Consider the following 20,578-nt stretch of genomic DNA (forward strand, 5'->3'; position numbering starts at 1 on the left):
CAGAACCCGAAGCCGTCGTCCAGAAACTCAAGCGGGGAAGAGGATTTTCAACTTCCTATAAACCGTCTGTTTTAGTCAACAACAGACGTATTATCGTCGCTCAAACGGTCGACCCCTCCAGTGAAACCCAAGTGATGGCCGCGTTATTGGCGCAGAATCTCACTATCTCGGGAGGTCACCCGGAAAAGCTGTTATTGGATGCCGGTTATTTCCATGACGATGTGATTGCTGAGGCGAAGAAACATCAGATCTTGCTGTTTTGTACAGAAAATTCAGACCGACAGCGTACCCGAAAAATCTATCCTAAATCCTTATTTACTTATGATGCTGAGCAAGATTGCTATATTTGTCCTGCTCATCACCAATTGTCCCTGCAAAGTACAGTGAAAGCCACTGAAAAAACGCGGACCTATCGGGTTTATCGCGCTGGCAATTGTGCCGGATGCCCGAAGAAAGCGGGCTGCACAAAGGCTAAAGGAGGAAGAAAAATAAAACGTTATCCGGAAGATGAAGGGCGGGAGACACTTCGTTTGCATATGGCCCGACAGGAGTCAAAACAGATATTGAGTCAACGGAAGAGCCTGGTAGAACCGGTATTTTCGGCATTACGGGGAATTCAGAGACTGGAACGCTTTCGGCGTAAGGGATTGTCAGCGGTAAAGCTGGAGTTTTCCCTGCATGCAATGGCCTATAACTTATCAAGAGCGGTGGCTCTGATATTAGGGATTATTTTTAGCCTGTTATCCATACAAATAACAGGCTGCCCAAAGTCAGTGATTGAATTTAACTTGATGCTTGAAAAAGTGACCTCAACCCTTTTGCGACACCCTCTGTACCGCGGGGCAACGGGTAAAATTATGCATAGGTAAAGCTATATAGGTAAAACTATATAGATAAAATTATATAGATAAAACTATGGGTTTCTTGATGCTGTATCGTTTTCATCCTCACTGACGATAAACCATGGGGTATACAGTTTCTCTCGCAAATATTTCTTAGCGGTGATGACCTTGTATTCCCGGCCTAGTGGATCATAAAGATGGGTATCGGCAAACAGATCATCTCGTGCGCTGTCATCACTCACATAGCGCCAGTCATTTAGAAAATAGGGTTGATAAGTACGCACAGGTTGGCCTTTGTCGTCATATTCTGTGCGACCGGAAACAGCCCATCGGGTGTCTGTATTGGCACTGACCAGAACGCCATTTGTATCCACAACCAGCCCACCATCCTCTTTACGTTGCCAGGCATCACCGGGTTCATGACGGGCTGAACTCTGGAGTAACCGGCCAAAACCGTCACTAAAACTCACCATCTGTTGGTGCTGTTGTTGCGGATTGTTATCGTAGCGGTCAGTGGTGATCCCCAGTACATGTGGAGGTAAACGGGGAATACTTGCCAATAGTGAGATGAGTTGAATCGTTAGGTTCTGATGGACTATTCCCCGTTTCCCGCCTAGCGCGCACACTTTCCCATCTTCGGTAACCATATGAGCAGCACGCAGTTGCGCCCATAGCGCTTCTGCCTCTTCTGGTGACTGAGAAAGCTGAGACAAAGATAACAACGGCATCCAGCTATCAACGGCATAGACTAAACATTGGGCAACGGGGAGTACTCCTGTTAACGCTAGCGCTTTATCTACGGAGTCCGGTGGTGTAAAGGGCTGGTTGGAGTAGCCTGTGGCCTGCCCGGTCTCCGTACCCCAGAACCGGCTGGTGGTCACGCGACCTAGTGCATCCAATGTCACGATATGTTGATTATCATTAATATCTGTCAGTTGTACTGGCGTAAGGAAACGATAATCGTAACGGGCTTGCGTCGTTAATCCAGCGGCATCCTGAGTCTGAATTATTACACAACGATGGGTATCCCAGGTTAGTGTGGTTTTCCCTGTCAGCAACGAGTTACGCTGAGTTTGAGGCCGCCAGAACTGTGTGGCATCACCGTAATCGGTATAGCCTTGCCGTGCCACCCATACCGGGCTTTCTGATCCGGTATTAAATAACCGCGCGACTTGCTGATAACCGGCCTGTATCAGTGTGGTATGCAACGCCTGTTCTTCAATCACGCCCTCATACGCCTGTAATGAGGTATCGTCCATCATGGCGGTTTCTTGGAACGCGACCAATGCTTGTAACGTGGGCTTTTCTAGTGTGACTTCCGATTGACCGGCGGTGTAAAACGTCTGTTGTTGCCCCAGATAAACGGCTGCTTTTTCATCTGCTAGCAGGCCATCGGCTTTCAGCAAGACTTCAAGAGAGATCCCTTCGGCCGGAATTTTGGTCCGGTCATAAGTATAAACATCACGGCGTTGTGCATTTGGTAAACCTAATCGCCAGTTTTCTCCATCAGTCAGGTGATGCCAGCTATTTTTTTGCCTCACCAGACGTAATTGTTGTTGCTGATCATCATAGCTACTGTCGAATAGTGTTTCCGGCAGGGTTGGCGGGTAGGGGGTTTCTGCCGGTTTTTCGCGGCGAGGCCAGGCAATATCGACACTTTGCAGTGATTGACCAAAGATATCGTGTTGCAGCCAGATACTTTGGCTGAGCTGTGGATCACTGATGATACGTTCATAGTGGTAGCTGCGATTTTCAATGGTGGTAACCCAGGCAGATAATTCGGTTTCTTTCTCTACGGGAATAGAGCGTACCTGATAGCGTGATTCACTGACGGTATAAGGCACCGTTTGATTATCCGTTCCGTCCAGACCGTAGAGCTCGGTGCGTAGCAGTTGGCCTTTAAGTGCCCGCGTTAGCCAGTTACGTTGTGTCTCATTGGGGGTGAATGCTTGGTCTGTCTGGTTAGTGTTGTCCCAGATGGTATAACGGGTTTCAAATCCGCTATAAGCCTGAGTATCTGCCTGCCAATATTCCGTGGCTAATTGGCTGTCTACTTTATCTATCCCGGTGGCAAACCAGCTAATGCTCAATGACGGTGCAGCTTGTTCGGGGGCGGTGCCGTGAGAAAATGTTGTGGTATCTGTCTGTTTGATACAACCAAATCCTCTAAATTCTCGCTCTTTACCATCCCAGACACCGTGGCTGTAGCTGACTTCACTCGTGAGCCGGTTACCGCTGATTTCGTCCTGAATTTCGGTATGCCACAGCAGATGCATTGGAAAAGGCAGGTAACAAGCCGGGGATTTGCCTGCTTTGGTGAGTTGTAATTTCTCATCCAACCAGAATTGCGCGGAGCTACGATAATGTAGAGTATGATGTGCACCCCGGTTATTGTTCATCACATTTAGCAACCAAGGTTTGGTTAGCGACAAATCACAACGCCAGTGATGTGGCGCCATATGTGGCACTGTCAGGATCAGACTGGCTATCCCCAGTCCTTGAATATCGGCGACTTGGAGTTGGCAAGTGTTGTCAAATTGTACGCCTTCTGGCAAAGCTAACGTCAGCGGGGCATCAAATTGATTACCACTTTGGTTGAGATAAATGAGCAAAGAGCCGGATTGCGCATAGATAATGTCAGTGGTGCCGGAGCCGTCGATATCCGCCAAAAACAGCCGTTCGGGATTGAAGCTAGTTTCGGGCTGGCTAAATCCTGGCAGGGTCAGTGGTTGACCGAAACGGCCATGTCCCAGATTAGGCCAACAGGTGACGCGATTAGCCTTAATTTCCACCAGATGTTGTTGACCGGAGCCGAGCATATCACTAAAAGCCACCAATTTGCGGGCATCGGTCCCGGTGACAGGCAGGGTGATACCTGTGGATTGGGGGACATCTTGTCCTTTACGCCAGCCGTTTCGCTGGTTGGCGTACAGACGCACGCTTTTCGGCCCGATCAACACTAAATCGGATAAGCCTGCCCCGGTAAGGTCAGCGAACTGGATGCTTGGGTGAAAATATTCTACTGGCAAGGCATTGATTGGCGTAAAGTGCGTCCATTTTCCATCGGGTTGCTGGCTATGGTATCCGCGAATACCGGAGGCGGTGATTACCCAATCCAGTTGGCCGTCTCCGTTGATATCCATCAATGAGGCATTATCCTGCAAACTGGGTAGGGTAGGCAGTGGGGCGATTTTGTCGTAAGTGACGGCATTACTGTCCTCGTCTTCCTGACGTTGCGGCGCTTTATACCACCAAGCACCGCGATCTTGGTACAGCATACCCGGCAACCCTTCTCCTCGCAGATCAACCAATTGATAACGTTGCCGCGAGTTAAAATTATCTAGTGCATCAAAACGTTGCCATGTTGGCATCTTCTCTAGGTTGAACCGCTGCCAGGCCAACTCTAATGGTGGCAGAGTGATTGGGCTGCCGTCCGGTTCGTGACTCAATTGGCGGGCGGCAATCAATGTGGTGACGCTGGCATCTCTATCGTAATCCAGTATTAAGCGTCCAACCAGTTCCGGGGCGTCATTGGTACCGGCTTCTCCGGCCATTAGCGCGGTACGGTGAAACATCAGTACTTGTTGACATAAGCGGCGAGTACGTACTTCAAAACCGTATTCATAGCGAGAGAAGATATCCTGGCGTACAGGCCATTGGGCTGTACCTGCATCCCATTTCGGCACGGTATGAAGTGAAGTATCGCGTTCACCGTGGTCAAAGACCAGATGAAACAGCCACTCTTCCGGTGTTGGAGGTATGTTATCCAGTACGAACAGGCTGGCTTGTGGTTTGATGTTACCGTAGTTCACCTGTACCAGATAGCGCTGTGCGGTTGCATTGGGATGAGCTGTTTTTTCATTGTCGTCACAATGGGCTTCATCTTCGGCTCGGTATTGATAGCTGACATGTTCACCGGTTGGTGTCACGGTTTCTTCCAGTAACCACTGGGCGATTTGTTGATCATTTTGCGGATTTGCCAGACAAGCCTGTGCGGTTTTCCCTAAGATGTGCAGTTGGCCGTCCGGTGACGATATCAGCCAGAAAGCTTGCCCTTCTTGACCGGAGGTAGGTTGCCAATATTCGATTCTGCTGAAATCTTGGATTTGGCGAGCTTGATAGCGGGTCACGGTATAGGAGATTGGTAAGGTTACGCCTTGCAGCGTCTTAACGTCTTGACGGATATCTGGCTGCCCTTGGTCATTCATGGCAATATTCATGACTTCGCCTTGTGGGGATAAGAACGTGTCGTCATTACCGTATTGTGGAATGCCACGTTGGGTGCGTCGGCTAATAGTCATGACGCCACATTTCCAGCCGATACCGAAAGGCCCGTTACCTGCACTGCTGCTGTAAATCAGCGATAATCCAGGCGCACTCCCTCTGCCGGTCGAAAGGGGCAACGGCAGAGATAGAGCGGCCATTCCATCAGGGCCGGCAGCACTTAGCGCTTCTCCCATGCCATTGATAGCACCTCCACCTTTGGGAAGTGACAGCGTTGTAATCGATACTTCTGGTGAATCCTGCATAAAGTACTCCTTACAACAGGCCCCTAATAGGGAGGGACCTGTGATCGACAAAGAAAAAAAAATTTATGCGTCTCGAATGATGTAATTCAGATGCACAATGATGTCACTCAGATTGGCAACTAGCGCGTTTTGATAACCAGCGTCAAGCAGGGGGTGTTCAGATATACCTGATAAAAATGATATTTTACTTTGCATAACAGTCACCATTACATGGCTTAGAATTAGAACATCTTGGAAGGTTAGTTTCGAAAATCGAGCTAGCTTTCTTGGTGTAACAATTCATAAATATTCCTTTTATTTCTGTTTGTTTATTGCTGGTTCAATTCAGGTGATACAGAGATAAACAAAACGACCAATATGAGAAATTTCATCCAAAGTGCTGATAGCAAAAGTGTTATAAAAATGAAAAATAATTTATGATAATGGGCTAGTTCATCATCTATCTTAGGTATTTAGAATCATTTTCACTATTTGGTAAGAGTGTTAACTGATGGAGGAATGACTTTATAGCGTGAAAGCTTATTATGTTAAGCTTAATTTTTATTAATGTAGGAATAAAAAATTCATTTAATCATAGCGGTAAAGAAACCTCGTAACAGTTTCAGACTGAAAATAATCAGACTTGAATTGATCGGGGCATTTCTGGTCTTTTACCGGGTGATGGCTCCTCGCCTTATCGGCATAGATATCTACACAACTTTCGTCAAAAATGGTATTGATATTCAGTATGCCTTCAATTTTTCTATCGTCAGAACAGATAAATAACGGATAGTTTCATGTTTATTGATACCCACTGTCATTTTGATTTCCCTCCGTTTCGTGATGATGAACAGCAGAGCCTGCAACGGGTGGCACAGGTTGGCGTGGATAGAATTATTGTCCCCGCTATTAGTAGTGCAAATTTGCAACAGGTATCTGAATTGGCTTGTTCTTATCCTGCGATTTATGCTGCATTGGGTTTGCATCCTCTTTATATCGATCAACATCAGGAAGCGCATCTTGCGGATCTGGAACAATTTCTAAAACAGAAACACGAAAAGTTGGTGGCGGTTGGGGAGATTGGGCTTGATCTCTATATGATGGAACCCCAATTTGAAAAGCAGAAAGCGTTGTTATGCGCTCAATTGCGGTTAGCAAAACAGCATGAATTACCGGTTATCCTTCATTCCCGAAAAAGCCATGATCAACTGGCAGCGATCCTAAGAAGAATCGACCTTCCCCGTACCGGTGTAGTACACGGATTTGCGGGTAGCTTATCGCAGGCGGAGGCTTTTATCGGTTTGGGATATTACCTTGGGGTAGGGGGAACCATTACTTATAAAAGAGCGCAGAAAACACGTCGCGTAATGGCTGAACTCCCGTTAACGTCTCTGGTGCTGGAAACCGATGCTCCAGATATGCCACTTTTCGGTTTTCAGGGAGAACCTAACCGGCCGGAAAGAGTTGCCGAAGTTTTTGCTTCGCTATGTGAGCTTCGTCGCGAAGCTCCAGATGAGATTGCTAACCAACTTTATCATAACAGTATTGAGTTATTTGGATTAGCTATATGATTTACAGAGTGATTTTAACTACTATACCCGTTATCTTTCAAGTTGCCTCTTTGTTGGCTGCACTCGCTCACCCCGGGAGCATAGATAACTATGTGACCGGAGTGAGTGAGTTTAATTGCGCTTACCTGATAATTATTTCTTAATTGTTGATTATTTTGCCATTCCAAGATTAGGTGATCTATTGAAGATTATTTCTGCAAATTTGTGTGATTTACATCACATTTATCATTTTTTTATTGCTTTTTTCAGTAGATATTTGTGATGTCAATAGCTTGTTCATTCCGATGACTGAGTATAATCAGCGCCGACTCAGCGTCAGTGAGCGATTTACGTTCAACTGACATATTTAATTTATTATTAAGTGAACAGGGATTCTTCCAATGCAACTCTTTATGAGCCTGGTCGGGATGGTAGTGCTGATCTTGATCGCAGTACTCTTTTCCAGTAATTATCGTGCTATTAAACTTCGTACTGTCCTTGGTGCCTTTTTGATTCAGATCGCTATCGGTGCTTTTGTACTTTATGTTCCCGCAGGTAAGAAAATATTAATGGGTATGTCTGAGGGAGTTTCTAGTGTTATCCAGTTTGGTCAACAAGGAATGGATTTTATTTTTGGTGGACTGGTTTCCCCGAAAATGTTTGAACTGTTTGGCGGCGGGGGATTTGTTTTCGCCCTGCGTGTACTGCCTATTATTGTTTTCTTCTCTTCATTGATTGCTGTGTTGTACTACATTGGTGTTATGCAGCTAGTTATCAAAGTATTGGGTGGTGGTCTGCAAAAGATTCTCGGCACTTCCCGTACGGAATCTTTGTCTGCGACCGCGAATATTTTTGTGGGCCAAACTGAAGCGCCAATGGTTGTTCGCCCTTATATTGCTACCATGACGCAATCTGAACTGTTTGCGGTTATGAGTGGTGGCTTGGCATCCGTTGCAGGTTCGGTACTGGCCGGTTATGCATCAATGGGCGTACCTTTGGAATATCTGATTGCGGCTTCCTTTATGGCGGCGCCAGGTGGCCTGTTGTTCGCGAAATTGATGGTGCCTGAAACTGAAAAGCCACGCGATACTGTTGATGCGATGTCACTGGTTGCTGAAGAGGAACGTCCTGCTAACATCATTGATGCCGCCGCCTCTGGAGCCTCTGCGGGTATGCAATTAGCATTGAATGTCGGCGCAATGTTATTGGCGTTTGTTGCCTTGATTGCATTGTTAAATGGTATTCTCGGTGGTATCGGTGGTTGGTTTAATTATCCACAACTCTCTCTTGAACTGCTGTTGGGCTGGATTTGCGCGCCGATTGCTTACCTGATTGGTGTTCCGTGGAGTGAAGCAACCGTTGCCGGTTCTTTCATCGGTCAAAAACTGGTTGTGAACGAATTTGTTGCCTTTATGAACTTCGGTGCCTATTTGAAACCAGATGATGTGGTTGCGGCTGCGGGCTTGCAGGTGCTGTCAGAGCATACTAAAGCAATCATCTCTTTTGCATTATGTGGCTTTGCTAACTTGGCTTCTGTTGCAATTTTGCTGGGAGGTCTGGGCGGTATGGCGCCGAACCGCCGCGGAGATGTTGCTCGTTTGGGGATAAAAGCCATTATCGCGGGCACACTATCCAACTTAATGAGTGCAACTATCGCAGGCTTCTTCCTGGCTCTGTAACGTTGTTGAAATTAGGCAGGCGGGATAATCCCGCCTGCAATCTATCATCCTACCGGTTATCGTTAATTCGTGATGAAAAAAGCAGCGTCTTCGTACTCTTTGTTTGTCACACGTGAGTTATATTTTTTGTCGTGTATTATTTGGTGATAATCTAGCAGAAGCTAGCCGCGATAATAACGTTGGAGAGTTTTATGACCGATTTAACCGCAGCAGCGCAACGTGCGCTGAGTTTGATGGATTTAACGACACTCAATGATAATGATACAGATGAAAAAGTGACGGCACTTTGTCATCAGGCGAAAAGCTCGGCGGGTAATACTGCGGCTATCTGCATCTACCCTCGTTTTATTCCTCTGGCGCGTAAAGTGTTACGTGAACAGGGCACGCCTGAAATCCGCATTGCAACAGTGACCAACTTCCCACACGGTAATGATGATATTGATATCGCTTTAGCTGAAACCCGTGCAGCCATTGCTTATGGTGCTGATGAGGTTGACGTGGTTTTCCCGTATCGTGCACTGATCGCGGGTAATGAACAAATTGGTTTTGAGATGGTGAAAGCGTGTAAAACAGCCTGCGCACAAGCGGGTGTGTTACTAAAAGTCATTATCGAAACCGGTGAACTAAAAGAAGCCTCTTTGATCCGTAAGGCATCTGAAATTTCAATCAACGCGGGTGCTGATTTTATTAAAACGTCTACGGGTAAAGTGCCGGTTAATGCCACATTAGCAAGCGCTGAAATCATGATGAAGGTGATTCATGAGATGGGCGTGGGTGAAACGGTTGGTTTCAAACCTGCGGGTGGTGTGCGTACTACTGAAGAAGCAGATCAATATCTGGCATTAGCTGATCGTATTATGGGTGACAAATGGGTTGATGCCCGTCATTTTCGTTTTGGGGCTTCTAGCTTGTTAGGCAATTTGCTGAATACTCTGGGTCATCAGGGGCAAAAACAAAGCAGCAATTATTGATAATCGCTCACCGCATCAATCGGCGCGTAACGGCTTTAATCATGATTAATACCTTATGGATTTCAAGATGCATCGCGACGGCAAGGGAGCGAATTCCCAAACTATGTGACCGGGGTGAGTGAGTGCAGCCAATAAAGAGGCAATTTGAAAGATAACGGGTATAGCGTGATTTGACGCAGGAGAAAATTATGAAACGTATATTCATCATGGTATTGGATTCTTTTGGCATTGGTGCCAGTGAAGATGCCGAAAAATTTGGTGATAAAGGATCTAACACCTTGGGGCACATTGCAGAAGCGTGTGCCCGTGGTGATGCTGATGTCGGTCGCAAAGGGCCTCTGTATTTGCCGAACTTAAGCCGTTTAGGCTTGGGGAAAGCGACTGAGGAGTCCTGTGGAACTTTCCCTGTCGGTTTGGATAAAGACGTAGACATTATTGGTGCTTACGCTTACGCCAGTGAACTTTCTTCCGGCAAAGATACACCGTCAGGTCACTGGGAAATTGCCGGTGTCCCGGTGCTATTTGACTGGGGTTACTTCAAAGATGAAGAGAACAGCTTTCCGCAGGCACTGTTGGATAAACTGGTAGAGCGTGCAAATTTGCCAGGTTATCTCGGTAACTGCCACTCTTCTGGTACGGTTATTCTGGATAAGTTGGGTGAAGAACATATGAAAACGGGTAAACCGATTTTCTATACCTCTGCTGACTCGGTATTCCAGATCGCTTGCCACGAAGAGACCTTCGGTTTAGATCGCCTATATGAACTGTGTGAAATCGCCCGTGAAGAGTTGACTGATGGCGGTTACAACATTGGTCGGGTTATTGCGCGTCCATTTGTTGGAGACAAGGCGGGTAATTTCCAGCGTACCGGTAATCGTCATGACTTAGCTGTAGAGCCGCCGGCTCCTACCATGCTGAAAAAATTAGTCGATGAGAAAAATGGCGAAGTCATTTCTATCGGTAAAATTGCCGATATCTATGCAAACGTCGGCATTACGCAAAAAGTGAAAGCGACCGGCATTGATGCATTGTTTGATGCAACGCTGGTGGAAATGGAAAAAGCAGGTGATAACACTATCGTATTCACTAACTTTGTCGATTTCGACTCTTCTTATGGTCATCGTCGTGATGTTCCGGGTTATGCGGCGGCATTAGAACTGTTTGACCGTCGTCTGCCTGAAATGCTGAAACGGGTGAAAGATGATGACATTTTAATCCTGACCGCCGACCACGGTTGTGATCCAACGTGGTCTGGTACTGACCACACTCGTGAGCACATTCCGGTGCTGATTTATGGACCAAAAGTGAAACCTGGTTCATTGGGTCACCGTGAAACTTTTGCTGATATTGGACAGACAGTCGCTAAATATTTCGAACTGTCGCCAATGGAATATGGCAAATCAATGTTCTGAACCTACTGATTGGCTGCTTTTGGGCAGCCAAATATCACTAAAATAACCAGTAAATAAAAAAATATAAGGAATTTAATTATGGCTACTCCCCATATTAATGCTGAGATGGGTGATTTTGCAGATGTTGTTCTGATGCCTGGCGATCCGTTACGTGCGAAATATATTGCTGAAACTTTTCTGGAAAATGCGCGGCAGGTAAACGATGTACGCGGCATGTTGGGGTTTACCGGTACTTATAAAGGCCGCCCGATTTCTGTGATGGGGCATGGTATGGGTATCCCATCCTGCTCTATCTATGCGAAAGAGCTGATCACTGATTTTGGTGCTAAAGTCCTTATCCGTGTAGGTTCCTGTGGTTCAGTACGTCAAGATGTTCAATTGCGTGACGTAATTATTGGCATGGGGGCATGTACTGATTCCAAAGTTAACCGTATACGTTTTAAAGATCACGATTTTGCGGCGATTGCTGATTTCGATCTGGTCCGTAACGCTGTTGATGCGGCTAAAGCAAAAAACATCAATGTGCGCGTAGGTAACATTTTCTCGGTTGAGCTGTTCTATACTCCTGATCCACAACTGTTCGATATCATGGAACAATATGGCATTCTGGGCGTAGAAATGGAAGCTGCGGGTTTTTACGGTGTTGCGGCTGAATATGGCGCAAAAGCACTGACTATCTGTACCGTTTCTGATCACATTCGCACTCATGAAAAACTGACCGCCGAGGAACGCCAGACGACTTTCAATGAAATGATTGAAATCGCATTGGAATCCGTTCTGTTGGGTGATAAATAATTCTGGTTCCACATTTGCTGTTGATTGCATAAAAAGAGCCGCTTTTTATTTAAATGCCAGCCAGTTGAAAAAATTGGCTGGCATTGCTTTTTTATTGAGTGGCTTTTTCCAACGCTTGAGCCAAATCGGCGATAAGATCCTCGGCATCTTCTATACCCACAGAAATACGTACCAACTGTGGTGTGATCCCAGAAGCAAGGCGTTTTTCTAATGGAATAGACGCGTGAGTCATACTAAATGGTTGGCTGATCAGACTCTCCACCCCGCCCAGACTTTCTGCCAGGGTAAATAGTTTTAGCTCTTGAATTAACCGACGGGCATAATCATCATCACCGTTTAAGTGAACAGAAATCATACCGCCAAAGCCCTTCATTTGACGTTTCGCCAGTTCATGCTGTGGATGGGAAGCGAGGCCGGGATAGAAGACGGTTTCGATCTGAGGCTGTTGTTCCAGCCAGTGAGCGATCTTTGATGCACTGTCAATGTGGCGTTGCATACGCAGAGCAAGTGTCCGCATTCCGCGTAGTACCAGGAAACTACTAAATGGATCGAGCACACCACCTACAGAGTTTTGCAGAAAACCAAGTTTTTCTGCTAGCTCTGCATTTTTTCCGACAACTGCCAGCCCGGCGATCACATCGGAGTGGCCGTTTAAATATTTAGTGGCGGAGTGCACGACGATATCAAATCCCAGATCAAGTGGGCGCTGGAGATATGGTGAGGCGAAAGTGTTATCTGCCACACTAATAATACTGTGGCGTTGCGCTATTTGTGCGATAGCCGTCAGATCTGCCAGTTTCAGCAAGGGATTGGTGGGGGTCTCCACCCAAATCATTTTTGTGTCGGGACGAATAGCTGCTTCAAGGCCGGTAATGTCATTGGCTTCCACGTAAGTGACACGCAAACCGGCGGTGCGGCTACGTACTTTTTCGAGTAGCCGGTAGGTACCACCGTACAGATCATCGACTGCCACCAAATGGCTATCTTTATCCAAGAGTTCTAGCACCGTGGAACTGGCAGCGAGCCCTGAGCTAAAAGCGTAGCCTCGGCTACCGTTTTCCAGTTCGGCTATCGCGCTTTCCAGAGCGTCACGTGTCGGATTACCACTGCGGGAATATTCATAACCCGTGTGTTGACCGGGGGCTGATTGGGCGTAAGTTGATGTTGCATAAATTGCCGGCATTACCGCACCAGTGTGATCTGGTGTGTAGCCGGCGTGAACAGTTTTAGTATCGAACTTGGTCATAAAGTCATTCCTAAAAATCAATTAAGTTGCTGACGCCATGCGTTCAGCACATCTGTGCGAGTTACCAGCCCAAGAAAATGGTCATTATTGACGATCAGCGCCACATGTCCGGCGTCGAAAGTTGCCATCAATTGTTGCAAAGAAGCGTTCTTATCCAGCGTTTTCACCTGATGAGTCATGGCGTGGCTAACGGGCAGGCTAAAATTGCGTGGATCAGCCTGCACGGTGTGCATCAAATCCCACTCGTCGATGATGCCAACGACTTGCCCTCCTTCCAGCACGGGTAATTGAGAAATCTCATACAAGCGCATTCGGGTATGTGCCGTTTTTAACGTATCTTCTGGCGATATAAAAACCGTAGCGCCATCCTGATAACGGTAAGTAATATAATCGCTGAGATCGTGCTGTAGCACACGCGATTGGAACCCCTGTTCTAGCATCCAATAATCGTTAAACATTTTTGACAGATACTTGTTTCCACTGTCACACGCTAGCGTAACCACACGTTTGGGGGTAGTTTGCGCTCGGCAATAGCGCAGTGCGGCGGCGAGCAAGGTTCCGCTGGAAGAACCCGCCAGCACACCTTCCTTTAGCAACAGATCACGGGCACTGGAGAAAGCTTCTGCATCACTGACACGGTATGCGTGGCGCACTCGACTAAAATTGCCCAGAGGAGGGACAAAATCTTCGCCAATACCTTCCACTTGCCAACTCCCGGCCTCACCATATTTGCCGTGTTCGATATAGTCCACCAGGATAGAACCATTTGGGTCTGCCAGAACAAATTCAGTTTCCGGCGAAACTTGAGCGAAATAGTGGCTCAAGCCGCCAAGCGTGCCACCGGACCCGACACCGATCACCACTGCATCGACATTGTGGTCCATTTGCTGCCAGATTTCCGGTCCGGTAGTGGTAGTGTGCGCTGCTGAATTAGCTGGATTATTGAACTGATCGATGTAATAAGCACCGGGGATCTCTTGCGCCAGACGTAGGGCATAATCTTGATAGTACTCTGGATGACCTTTGCTGACATCAGAACGGGTAAGACGTACATCGGTACCTAGTGCACGCAGATGAAACACCTTCTCTCGGCTCATCTTATCTGGAACAACCAGAATCAATTTATAGCCTTTCAGGGCGGCGACCAGTGCCAACCCGATGCCGGTATTACCAGCAGTCGCTTCGATAATTGTACCACCAGATTGAAGTAGCCCCTGTTCTTCTGCCTGCTCGATCATGGAAAGAGCAACGCGATCTTTAATAGAGCCACCGGGATTTTGATTCTCCAGCTTAATAAATAATTGACATGGGCCGGTATTTAGATGGGTTAACTCCAGCAACGGGGTATTGCCAATCATATCGAGAACAGAGCGTGATGTGGTCATATCATATCCAGATAATCCGTTGTATTCAGATAGTTATGGAGGATAACGCTGTATATGTATTTGTTTGAAAGAATGAATAGCAACCATATATAGCCAAAAGGAATATATTAGTTTTACTTTAGATGTGAAGAAGTATAGACGTTTAGATTTCCTGATTTATTAAAGTGTGAGGTAAATAAAATCATTTAATTTACTGTCAGGAGCTAATCAGAATAAAAACGATGATTTTTATCGACAATTTATACTTCGATAACTTAGTTATTAATCTAAGAAGTATTCAGGTTTCAAAAATATTCCATGAACAAGATGATGGCTATTTTCATCTTGTTTCTTGGAGTCTCCGTTGTGATTTTAAAATAACATCTTCCTGTTTACTGTCATTAAGATATGAGATTTTTTTACTCTGGAAAATCATATGCATTTTGTGTAGAGTTTGATCGTGAAAAAATAAAATAGAAGAGATTTTATGAATGAGGTGGTCTGAAACCTTAAAAGAAAAACTTTTTGATATCGCTTATAAGAAATTGGAGTTATTTAAGAAGTTAGATAATGTTGTTGATGAACATGCTCAAATCTTGGAGGAGATTAGACAAGATCTTAAACATGATGAAGCGACAGCTACGGCCATTATGTTTGAGCTTGCAAAAATGGGATTCCTATACCAAAGAAGTAGAGATAAGGCACGCAAAGTCGCTTTGCCGATGAAGGACAAAACAGCTTCTAAAGACGATTTTACATTATGTGTATCTTATAAAACGCTAACAAAGAAAGATAAAGAGGCATTTTTAGAAGCTAATCAACTTCTTGAGTCGGGATGGTTGGTAGATGATGTTGTTACTCACTTTTCTCTGCAATTAAATCGATCAAAAAGAAACATTATACAAGAATTATATCGCCAAAAATTGATTATTCTCTTAGATGGAAAATATCAGCCGTGTGGCATAACTCATATGTCAGAACAACCCGGCCTTGCTAATTACTTAGCGAATAAGAGAGCGCCACAGCATCTTAAAGATGACATTAATGTACTGAGAGCTCAATTATCTGAGCTCTATAACGTATATCAAAATAATCACCCAACACTGGTATTTTCAAATGACGGAACGGGTTTTGGTAAGAGTTATGGAGTACTTAGCCGTTACATTGAATCGGTTGCGATTAATGTGAAAAACAGTGATTTTACCAATTTTTTATTTGTTACTCCCCAGAAATCACAAATTGATTTTGACAAGAAACTGATTAAAAAGGCGAAGAAAAAAGGCATTGAGTTTCTTGGCCTTTACAGCCAAGAAGATCTGAGAGATTTGAGCTTTATAAATTGGGTTGAAGATTGTAATGGAAAGATTATAGAGAATAGAGAACGTTATTTAACATGGGAAAAAAGAGCGAAAAAATCACCGCTAGCATCGAAAGCCAATAATTTAGCTGTTATTGTTAGAATGATAGATAGTATTGAAAAGCAAATTTTCATACAAAAACGGCAGGGTGATGACTATGATCTTATTCAGGATTATGAAGCTCAGCTGAAAAAGTATAAATCTAATTTAACGAGGGTGCTTGATGAGTTATCAGAGGCTGCTTTAAATCAACAAGAGTCGGCAGTTAATCTGCCTGCTATTATGGGAGCAGAGAACAAGATTGATCAGTTGCGTAAAGAAATTATCTTTCATTGTATACCTATGGCGGCAGCGATGGTTTCGCCTTGTATTCTGCTGGCAACGACTAGCAAATTTGACAGACCGATTAAAATGCCACGGATAAATAAGGTAGGTAAATATATTGTAAAATCGATTCCTTTTGATTACTTAATTGGTGGAAAAAAGAAACTCACAGACAGTATATTAAGTGCTTTTTTAGAATCCCCTGTTGCAGAACAAATTGAATATTTAAAGACAGAGTTTTTCAAGATCGACGACAAAAACTATTTTAGGAAACACAATATCAGTTTTACATTAGTGATTGATGAAGAACATGAGGCTTACCGAGTTTTTTCAAAGTCGCGTAGTGTGAATTTAATTGATGATAAAGTACAACTTGTTCATGTTTTTGCGGTAACTTACCGTCTATTACAACAAGTGAAAGATATTGATGTTGCTAAGATACCATATTTACCTTTTTTCTCTGAGAAAAATGAATTTATTCATGATATCAAGGAATATTTGAAAAAGAATTGCGAACTATCTTTAGAAGGTACTATTGAACAAAACTTGGAGTCTTTACTTAAGCTTTTTTCTGGCAATATCGATTTTGTTCAAATTAAGAGTGATGATATTGAGCAAGTCATTAATATTACAAGGAATGTATTTAGTTTTTCTCCCAAACGTTTTTTTAATGAAGAATCATTAAAGAAGGTGAAAATTGAATTTGTGCATAGAGGAGGTGGTTGTCAATTATATTATTCTACGGATAGTCGAGATAAAAATCCTTCTCTTCATGATACTTATCAACTTGCAATGGTAGTATTAGCTGCTGCTGCTAAGATTTCTAGTCGTTCACAATTTGCTAAATCACTTAGGCAGGCGGGGGATAGTAGTCAAAACTTTTTGATGTATAAGTTTATACAGAAAGCAGGAAAAATCAGGAATGAACTGAAACAAATGTTTGATCATCCTGCGTCGGAAGAAATGTTGATTTCTCACTTTTATACATATTTTCAGTCTAAAACCGTATTTACTATAGAGCGGATGAAAGAGTTAGAGTTTCAAGACGAGGCATTAAGTAATCTCACGTATATAAATTTTACTCTTGATCTTATTAAAGAGCAGCCTGAAGTGGCTTTGCTCCGTAGTCTCTATAACACAAGAAATAGTGTAATTTGTCTCAGTGCGACGACAGGTTTTGCTGAAACCTATTCAGGGCAATATAATCGTAATTTCTTACGGCGATTTTGCTCTGGTAAACCAAATAATTTAGATATTCAAATTATTGAGCGAAGTGGTACTGATATTGCGTTATTGGCTTCTCTGCGGGATAAACGCGCAGAACTGAGAACTATCGACTTTGCTGTATTTAATTCAGATCTTCCTTTATTTGATTTTTGCAAGGATTTTGATGAGAGTTTTAAAATAAAATTTAATTTTCTTAGGGACGAGCTTTACGGTTTGGATAAAAACTTTAAAAAGAGTTTAAATAACTATCAAAAGATAGAGTTCGAACGTCAGCTTTGTTCTATGCTCCTTGCTGCTTATCAAGGCAAGCATACGATGAGTTTGGCATTGAGTAACCGCTTTCAGCGCAAATTGAAAAAATATTTTTCCAGCTCAGAAGTAAAAATTAAGAATATCAAAAAAGTGCATAATTCATGGAAAATATTTGAGTATTTACCTTTTGCAAATAAACCTAAGATCCGTGTAATTTTATTTGATGCGGAATTACGTAAAGAGTGTAATATTAGAGACTTCACCCATATAAAGGATGAAAATACCAAAGTTGTATTACTCTCCTCTTATAAAAGTGCTGGTACAGGGTTAAATTATTTTCTTACTTATCCAGAAGAAGGTGGGGATTTATTTGAGGAAGATTTTGAACGTTTAGTATTAACGAGTGTACCATTCTGGAGTGCGATCATTAAAGATGAAAAAACAAATGATAGGATACTTCACTCGTTGCAAAACTATCTGCTGTTAATGAAACAATGTTCTGATTCAGATGAAGAAAAATTTCTAAAAGATTTTGATATCAATTTATCTAGTGGTGAAGATTACCAGTTTTTAATGCGTGAGCATATGATTTCTAAACTAAAAGATTTAATGCAAGCTATTGGGCGCGTTGAGCGTAAAGATACGAAGATGAACACAGAGATATTTATTCCAGATAGTGCTGTAGAGGATGGAATAGTTCTGTTTAATCAATTTACTCGAATTAAAAAAAATCGTCCGATATTGGAGAGTATGTCTCTATTAAATCATAATTTTATGCGGCTATGCGAAAAAGAAAGAGTGATATGTAGTTTTAAATCGTGTGAAGAGAGAAAATCATTTGAGAAAGAAATAGCTCGAAATTCGGCTTTACTTAAAGAATTTTTTGAAGATTTTGTTCCAGAGGTTCTCTCAGTTGCAAGGAAAGATAATGTTGAAGCGATTATATTTAATGAACAGCTTCGATCTATTGAAAGTTTGATATCGCCATCAAACTGTGTAAAAAAATTGAAATCAAATCCTCATGTTCAAAAATACCAAGCAATGATGGATGCGGTTGATGCATTATATATTGATATATCTACCGCTCCACAGTTAAAGTTAAGTATTAAAAATCTTGAAGATGGGATAGTAACGTTAACTGATATTGAACATGGCTATTCAATATATCATCCTAAGGAATGGATATTTTCAGGTATTGGTAATCGAGTTGGTGGTAGAAAAGATGAACATGTCACACATCTTTTAAAAGAAATTACAATTCTAAGCAAGAATGTGTTTAAAGATTGCATTCCACATCCCTTTTTTATTCCATTGCTCAAAGGGAATATTGGTGAGTATTTATTTACCTTACTTTTGGCTAGATTACATCATTGTCAGCCAATAGATCCTAAATTATTGAGTGGAAAAATAGGAAAAAAAGCTTATGAGTTGTTTGATTTTTATATTGAGGTGGATAAGCATTTAATTTGTGTTGATACAAAAAATTGGTCATCTACTTTAGATAAAAGATATCAATCTTTAAAAACGCATAATAATGCGCAAAGAAAAGCTGAAACTATTTTAAGTTATATTGATAATAAATATGAATCGGTTAAGTTCGTATACTTAAATACTCGTATAGAAAATAACCCATTAAATCTTGAACAAGAAATATCTTCAGATAGTAAAATTTATTATCTTAACTTATTTAAAGAATACTTTGGGTATGAAAACAAAAAGCAAGATTATGATCAGGATTTTCGTATAGGTTCAGGAAGTGAGTTAGTTAAAGAAGTTCGTATTAATAAACAAATTTTAAACTTATTGCAAGGTGGTTGATAATGATAAAGTTAGCTGATATTGCTAAAGATTGTTCTGGCGTTTCTCCTGTAGCTAAAACTAATATTTTAGACATTGACGGGAGTATTTCTGTTAATATAGAAAAGCTATTTGAAGTAGATGATGGTAGTGGATTATATATTACTCACGGTCAAAAGAGTTTTGTTAAAGAAGTAGGAGAAAGAGACAAAGATTTCTATACTAAAGTAGATAAGGAAATACAAAAAATCATAAGGAAAAAACTAAATTTAAATCCATCAGAAAAAGTGTTTTACGATAGTTTTTGGAGTAATAAAGCAGTTCACTTTTTTTATCTTTCCGACCAGGAATATGACATAAAAGGGTTTATTGATAAACTTGAAGAAAATAGCAAATTTTTATGCAATGTTTTTTCTGCGATTGTGGGATTGCATATTAAAAGAATTTTTCTGAAAGAACTTGCAGAGAATTATGAAATAGAACCTGAATTTTATAATTCACGAATTTATTTATCAGCAGAAAAACGTGGTAATATAATTGATACTTTTTATCCACATTTTCATTTCTTTTATCAAAAAGAATTAGTCGTAAATTTACATAGAAAGGTTTTTAGAATTGAAAAAAAAGTGGATTCATACAATACAGAAGAAATTCAATTGTTATTTAGAACTAAAGAAAATAATTTTCAGGTCACAGATAATATCAATACCAATGAACACTCTGAGAAAAAATTTATGCGATTCATGAAAGGATATCGAAATAGTAAAAATTATGTTCAAAACTTGATTATACAAAAAATAAAAGAACTATTAAATCATGCTGAGATCTCTTTTAATGAAAGATACTTTAGAGCTGATTATGTCCTTCATGACTTTATCACGGTTAATAAAAATTTATTACATCCTCTGGTATTAATAGATGCCAGAATGCCAAAGCATTCTGCTGATAGTAAATCCAAAATGTTTTTGGAAAAAGAGATTAAGGAAGTATTTGAACTAAAAGAATTAACTTATTCTTCTGCTAAAGATTTTAATGCATTGGATAAAAATAAAAACTATTTAGTTCTCAATTCATTGGATGATGGAGCTAAAACCAGTATATTGGTCAAGGGTGAAATTAAAAACACGACATGGGATGCATTTCAGGGCGCGAGCATACTTTTTTACCCCCCCCTTGAATGAACCGTAATTATATGATCTCATTCTCCTTATTTTTCTTTTTAATACTCGCCCATGAATCCGAACCAGACCCTG

Annotated in this window: 14 protein-coding genes; 10 read left to right on the top strand and 4 right to left on the bottom strand. The window is 42.3% G+C overall.

What is annotated here, in order from left to right; translation table 11 throughout:
• A partial coding sequence (locus ACGF49_RS22525; protein WP_387492881.1) for a transposase occupies nucleotides 1–869 on the top strand: 869 nt, incomplete at its 5' end.
• A 44-nt stretch (nucleotides 870–913) separates the two neighbouring features.
• Here the strand turns inward: ACGF49_RS22525 and tcaC are convergent.
• Complete coding sequence (gene tcaC, locus ACGF49_RS22530) at nucleotides 914–5,371, bottom strand: insecticidal toxin complex protein TcaC (protein ID WP_387492884.1); 4,458 nt, start codon at nucleotides 5,369–5,371, stop codon at nucleotides 914–916.
• A gap of 627 nt (nucleotides 5,372–5,998) precedes the next feature.
• Between tcaC and ACGF49_RS22535 the strand changes: the two genes are divergently transcribed.
• Both ACGF49_RS22535 and ACGF49_RS22540 read left to right on the top strand, forming a co-directional pair.
• Nucleotides 5,999–6,136: a hypothetical protein gene (locus ACGF49_RS22535; protein WP_228901173.1), complete on the top strand. Its 138-nt coding sequence runs from the start codon at nucleotides 5,999–6,001 to the stop codon at nucleotides 6,134–6,136.
• An 11-nt stretch (nucleotides 6,137–6,147) separates the two neighbouring features.
• Nucleotides 6,148–6,921 (top strand): TatD family hydrolase, encoded by a 774-nt coding sequence (locus ACGF49_RS22540; protein ID WP_271867842.1) that lies wholly within the window; start codon nucleotides 6,148–6,150, stop codon nucleotides 6,919–6,921.
• A gap of 14 nt (nucleotides 6,922–6,935) precedes the next feature.
• On the opposite strand, the gene ACGF49_RS22545 is transcribed toward ACGF49_RS22540, so the two are convergent.
• On the bottom strand, nucleotides 6,936–7,088 hold the full coding sequence (locus tag ACGF49_RS22545) for a hypothetical protein (protein WP_387492888.1): 153 nt from the start codon (nucleotides 7,086–7,088) through the stop codon (nucleotides 6,936–6,938).
• A 225-nt stretch (nucleotides 7,089–7,313) separates the two neighbouring features.
• On the opposite strand from ACGF49_RS22545, the gene ACGF49_RS22550 reads away from it, so the two are divergent.
• The 5 genes from ACGF49_RS22550 to deoD all read left to right on the top strand — a co-directional run bounded on the left by ACGF49_RS22550 (nucleotide 7,314) and on the right by deoD (nucleotide 11,757).
• Nucleotides 7,314–8,579: a NupC/NupG family nucleoside CNT transporter gene (locus ACGF49_RS22550; RefSeq protein ID WP_271859554.1), complete on the top strand. Its 1,266-nt coding sequence runs from the start codon at nucleotides 7,314–7,316 to the stop codon at nucleotides 8,577–8,579.
• A 191-nt stretch (nucleotides 8,580–8,770) separates the two neighbouring features.
• Nucleotides 8,771–9,550, top strand: a complete 780-nt coding sequence (deoC, locus tag ACGF49_RS22555; protein WP_271859548.1) for a deoxyribose-phosphate aldolase — start codon at nucleotides 8,771–8,773, stop codon at nucleotides 9,548–9,550.
• On the top strand, nucleotides 9,547–9,672 hold the full coding sequence (locus ACGF49_RS22560) for a hypothetical protein (protein WP_267479088.1): 126 nt from the start codon (nucleotides 9,547–9,549) through the stop codon (nucleotides 9,670–9,672). Before deoC ends, ACGF49_RS22560 begins: the two co-directional genes overlap by 4 nt.
• A gap of 66 nt (nucleotides 9,673–9,738) precedes the next feature.
• The gene (gene deoB / locus ACGF49_RS22565) at nucleotides 9,739–10,962 is read left to right on the top strand and encodes a phosphopentomutase (protein WP_228901166.1); all 1,224 of its coding nucleotides are present in this window, start codon (nucleotides 9,739–9,741) and stop codon (nucleotides 10,960–10,962) included.
• Nucleotides 10,963–11,040: 78 nt separating this feature from the next.
• Nucleotides 11,041–11,757, top strand: a complete 717-nt coding sequence (gene deoD, locus ACGF49_RS22570; protein WP_113043860.1) for a purine-nucleoside phosphorylase — start codon at nucleotides 11,041–11,043, stop codon at nucleotides 11,755–11,757.
• 91 nt (nucleotides 11,758–11,848) lie between these two features.
• Here the strand turns inward: deoD and ACGF49_RS22575 are convergent, their stop codons facing one another.
• Both ACGF49_RS22575 and ACGF49_RS22580 read right to left on the bottom strand, forming a co-directional pair.
• Nucleotides 11,849–13,003, bottom strand: a complete 1,155-nt coding sequence (locus ACGF49_RS22575; RefSeq protein WP_113043859.1) for a PLP-dependent aspartate aminotransferase family protein — start codon at nucleotides 13,001–13,003, stop codon at nucleotides 11,849–11,851.
• 17 nt (nucleotides 13,004–13,020) lie between these two features.
• The gene (locus ACGF49_RS22580) at nucleotides 13,021–14,388 is read right to left on the bottom strand and encodes a cystathionine beta-synthase (protein WP_113043858.1); all 1,368 of its coding nucleotides are present in this window, start codon (nucleotides 14,386–14,388) and stop codon (nucleotides 13,021–13,023) included.
• Between the two features lie 470 nt (nucleotides 14,389–14,858).
• Here ACGF49_RS22580 and ACGF49_RS22585 point away from each other — a divergent pair, with 470 nt between their 5' ends.
• Nucleotides 14,859–19,346: a hypothetical protein gene (locus ACGF49_RS22585; RefSeq protein WP_387492894.1), complete on the top strand. Its 4,488-nt coding sequence runs from the start codon at nucleotides 14,859–14,861 to the stop codon at nucleotides 19,344–19,346.
• A 2-nt stretch (nucleotides 19,347–19,348) separates the two neighbouring features.
• Complete coding sequence (locus ACGF49_RS22590) at nucleotides 19,349–20,506, top strand: hypothetical protein (protein ID WP_387492897.1); 1,158 nt, start codon at nucleotides 19,349–19,351, stop codon at nucleotides 20,504–20,506.
• Nucleotides 20,507–20,578: the final 72 nt, after the last annotated feature.

Origin of the sequence: Photorhabdus sp. RM96S (assembly GCF_042879335.1) — a bacterium.
Lineage (GTDB): Bacteria > Pseudomonadota > Gammaproteobacteria > Enterobacterales > Enterobacteriaceae > Photorhabdus > Photorhabdus kayaii.

Coding starts and splice junctions, on each gene's coding strand:
- deoB (WP_228901166.1), top strand. CDS start 9,739: ATGAAACGTATATTCATCATGGTATTGGATTCTTTTGGCATTGGTGCC.
- deoC (WP_271859548.1), top strand. CDS start 8,771: ATGACCGATTTAACCGCAGCAGCGCAACGTGCGCTGAGTTTGATGGAT.
- ACGF49_RS22585 (WP_387492894.1), top strand. CDS start 14,859: ATGAGGTGGTCTGAAACCTTAAAAGAAAAACTTTTTGATATCGCTTAT.
- ACGF49_RS22550 (WP_271859554.1), top strand. CDS start 7,314: ATGAGCCTGGTCGGGATGGTAGTGCTGATCTTGATCGCAGTACTCTTT.
- ACGF49_RS22580 (WP_113043858.1), bottom strand. CDS start 14,388: ATGACCACATCACGCTCTGTTCTCGATATGATTGGCAATACCCCGTTG.
- ACGF49_RS22540 (WP_271867842.1), top strand. CDS start 6,148: ATGTTTATTGATACCCACTGTCATTTTGATTTCCCTCCGTTTCGTGAT.
- ACGF49_RS22590 (WP_387492897.1), top strand. CDS start 19,349: ATGATAAAGTTAGCTGATATTGCTAAAGATTGTTCTGGCGTTTCTCCT.
- tcaC (WP_387492884.1), bottom strand. CDS start 5,371: ATGCAGGATTCACCAGAAGTATCGATTACAACGCTGTCACTTCCCAAA.
- deoD (WP_113043860.1), top strand. CDS start 11,041: ATGGCTACTCCCCATATTAATGCTGAGATGGGTGATTTTGCAGATGTT.
- ACGF49_RS22575 (WP_113043859.1), bottom strand. CDS start 13,003: ATGACCAAGTTCGATACTAAAACTGTTCACGCCGGCTACACACCAGAT.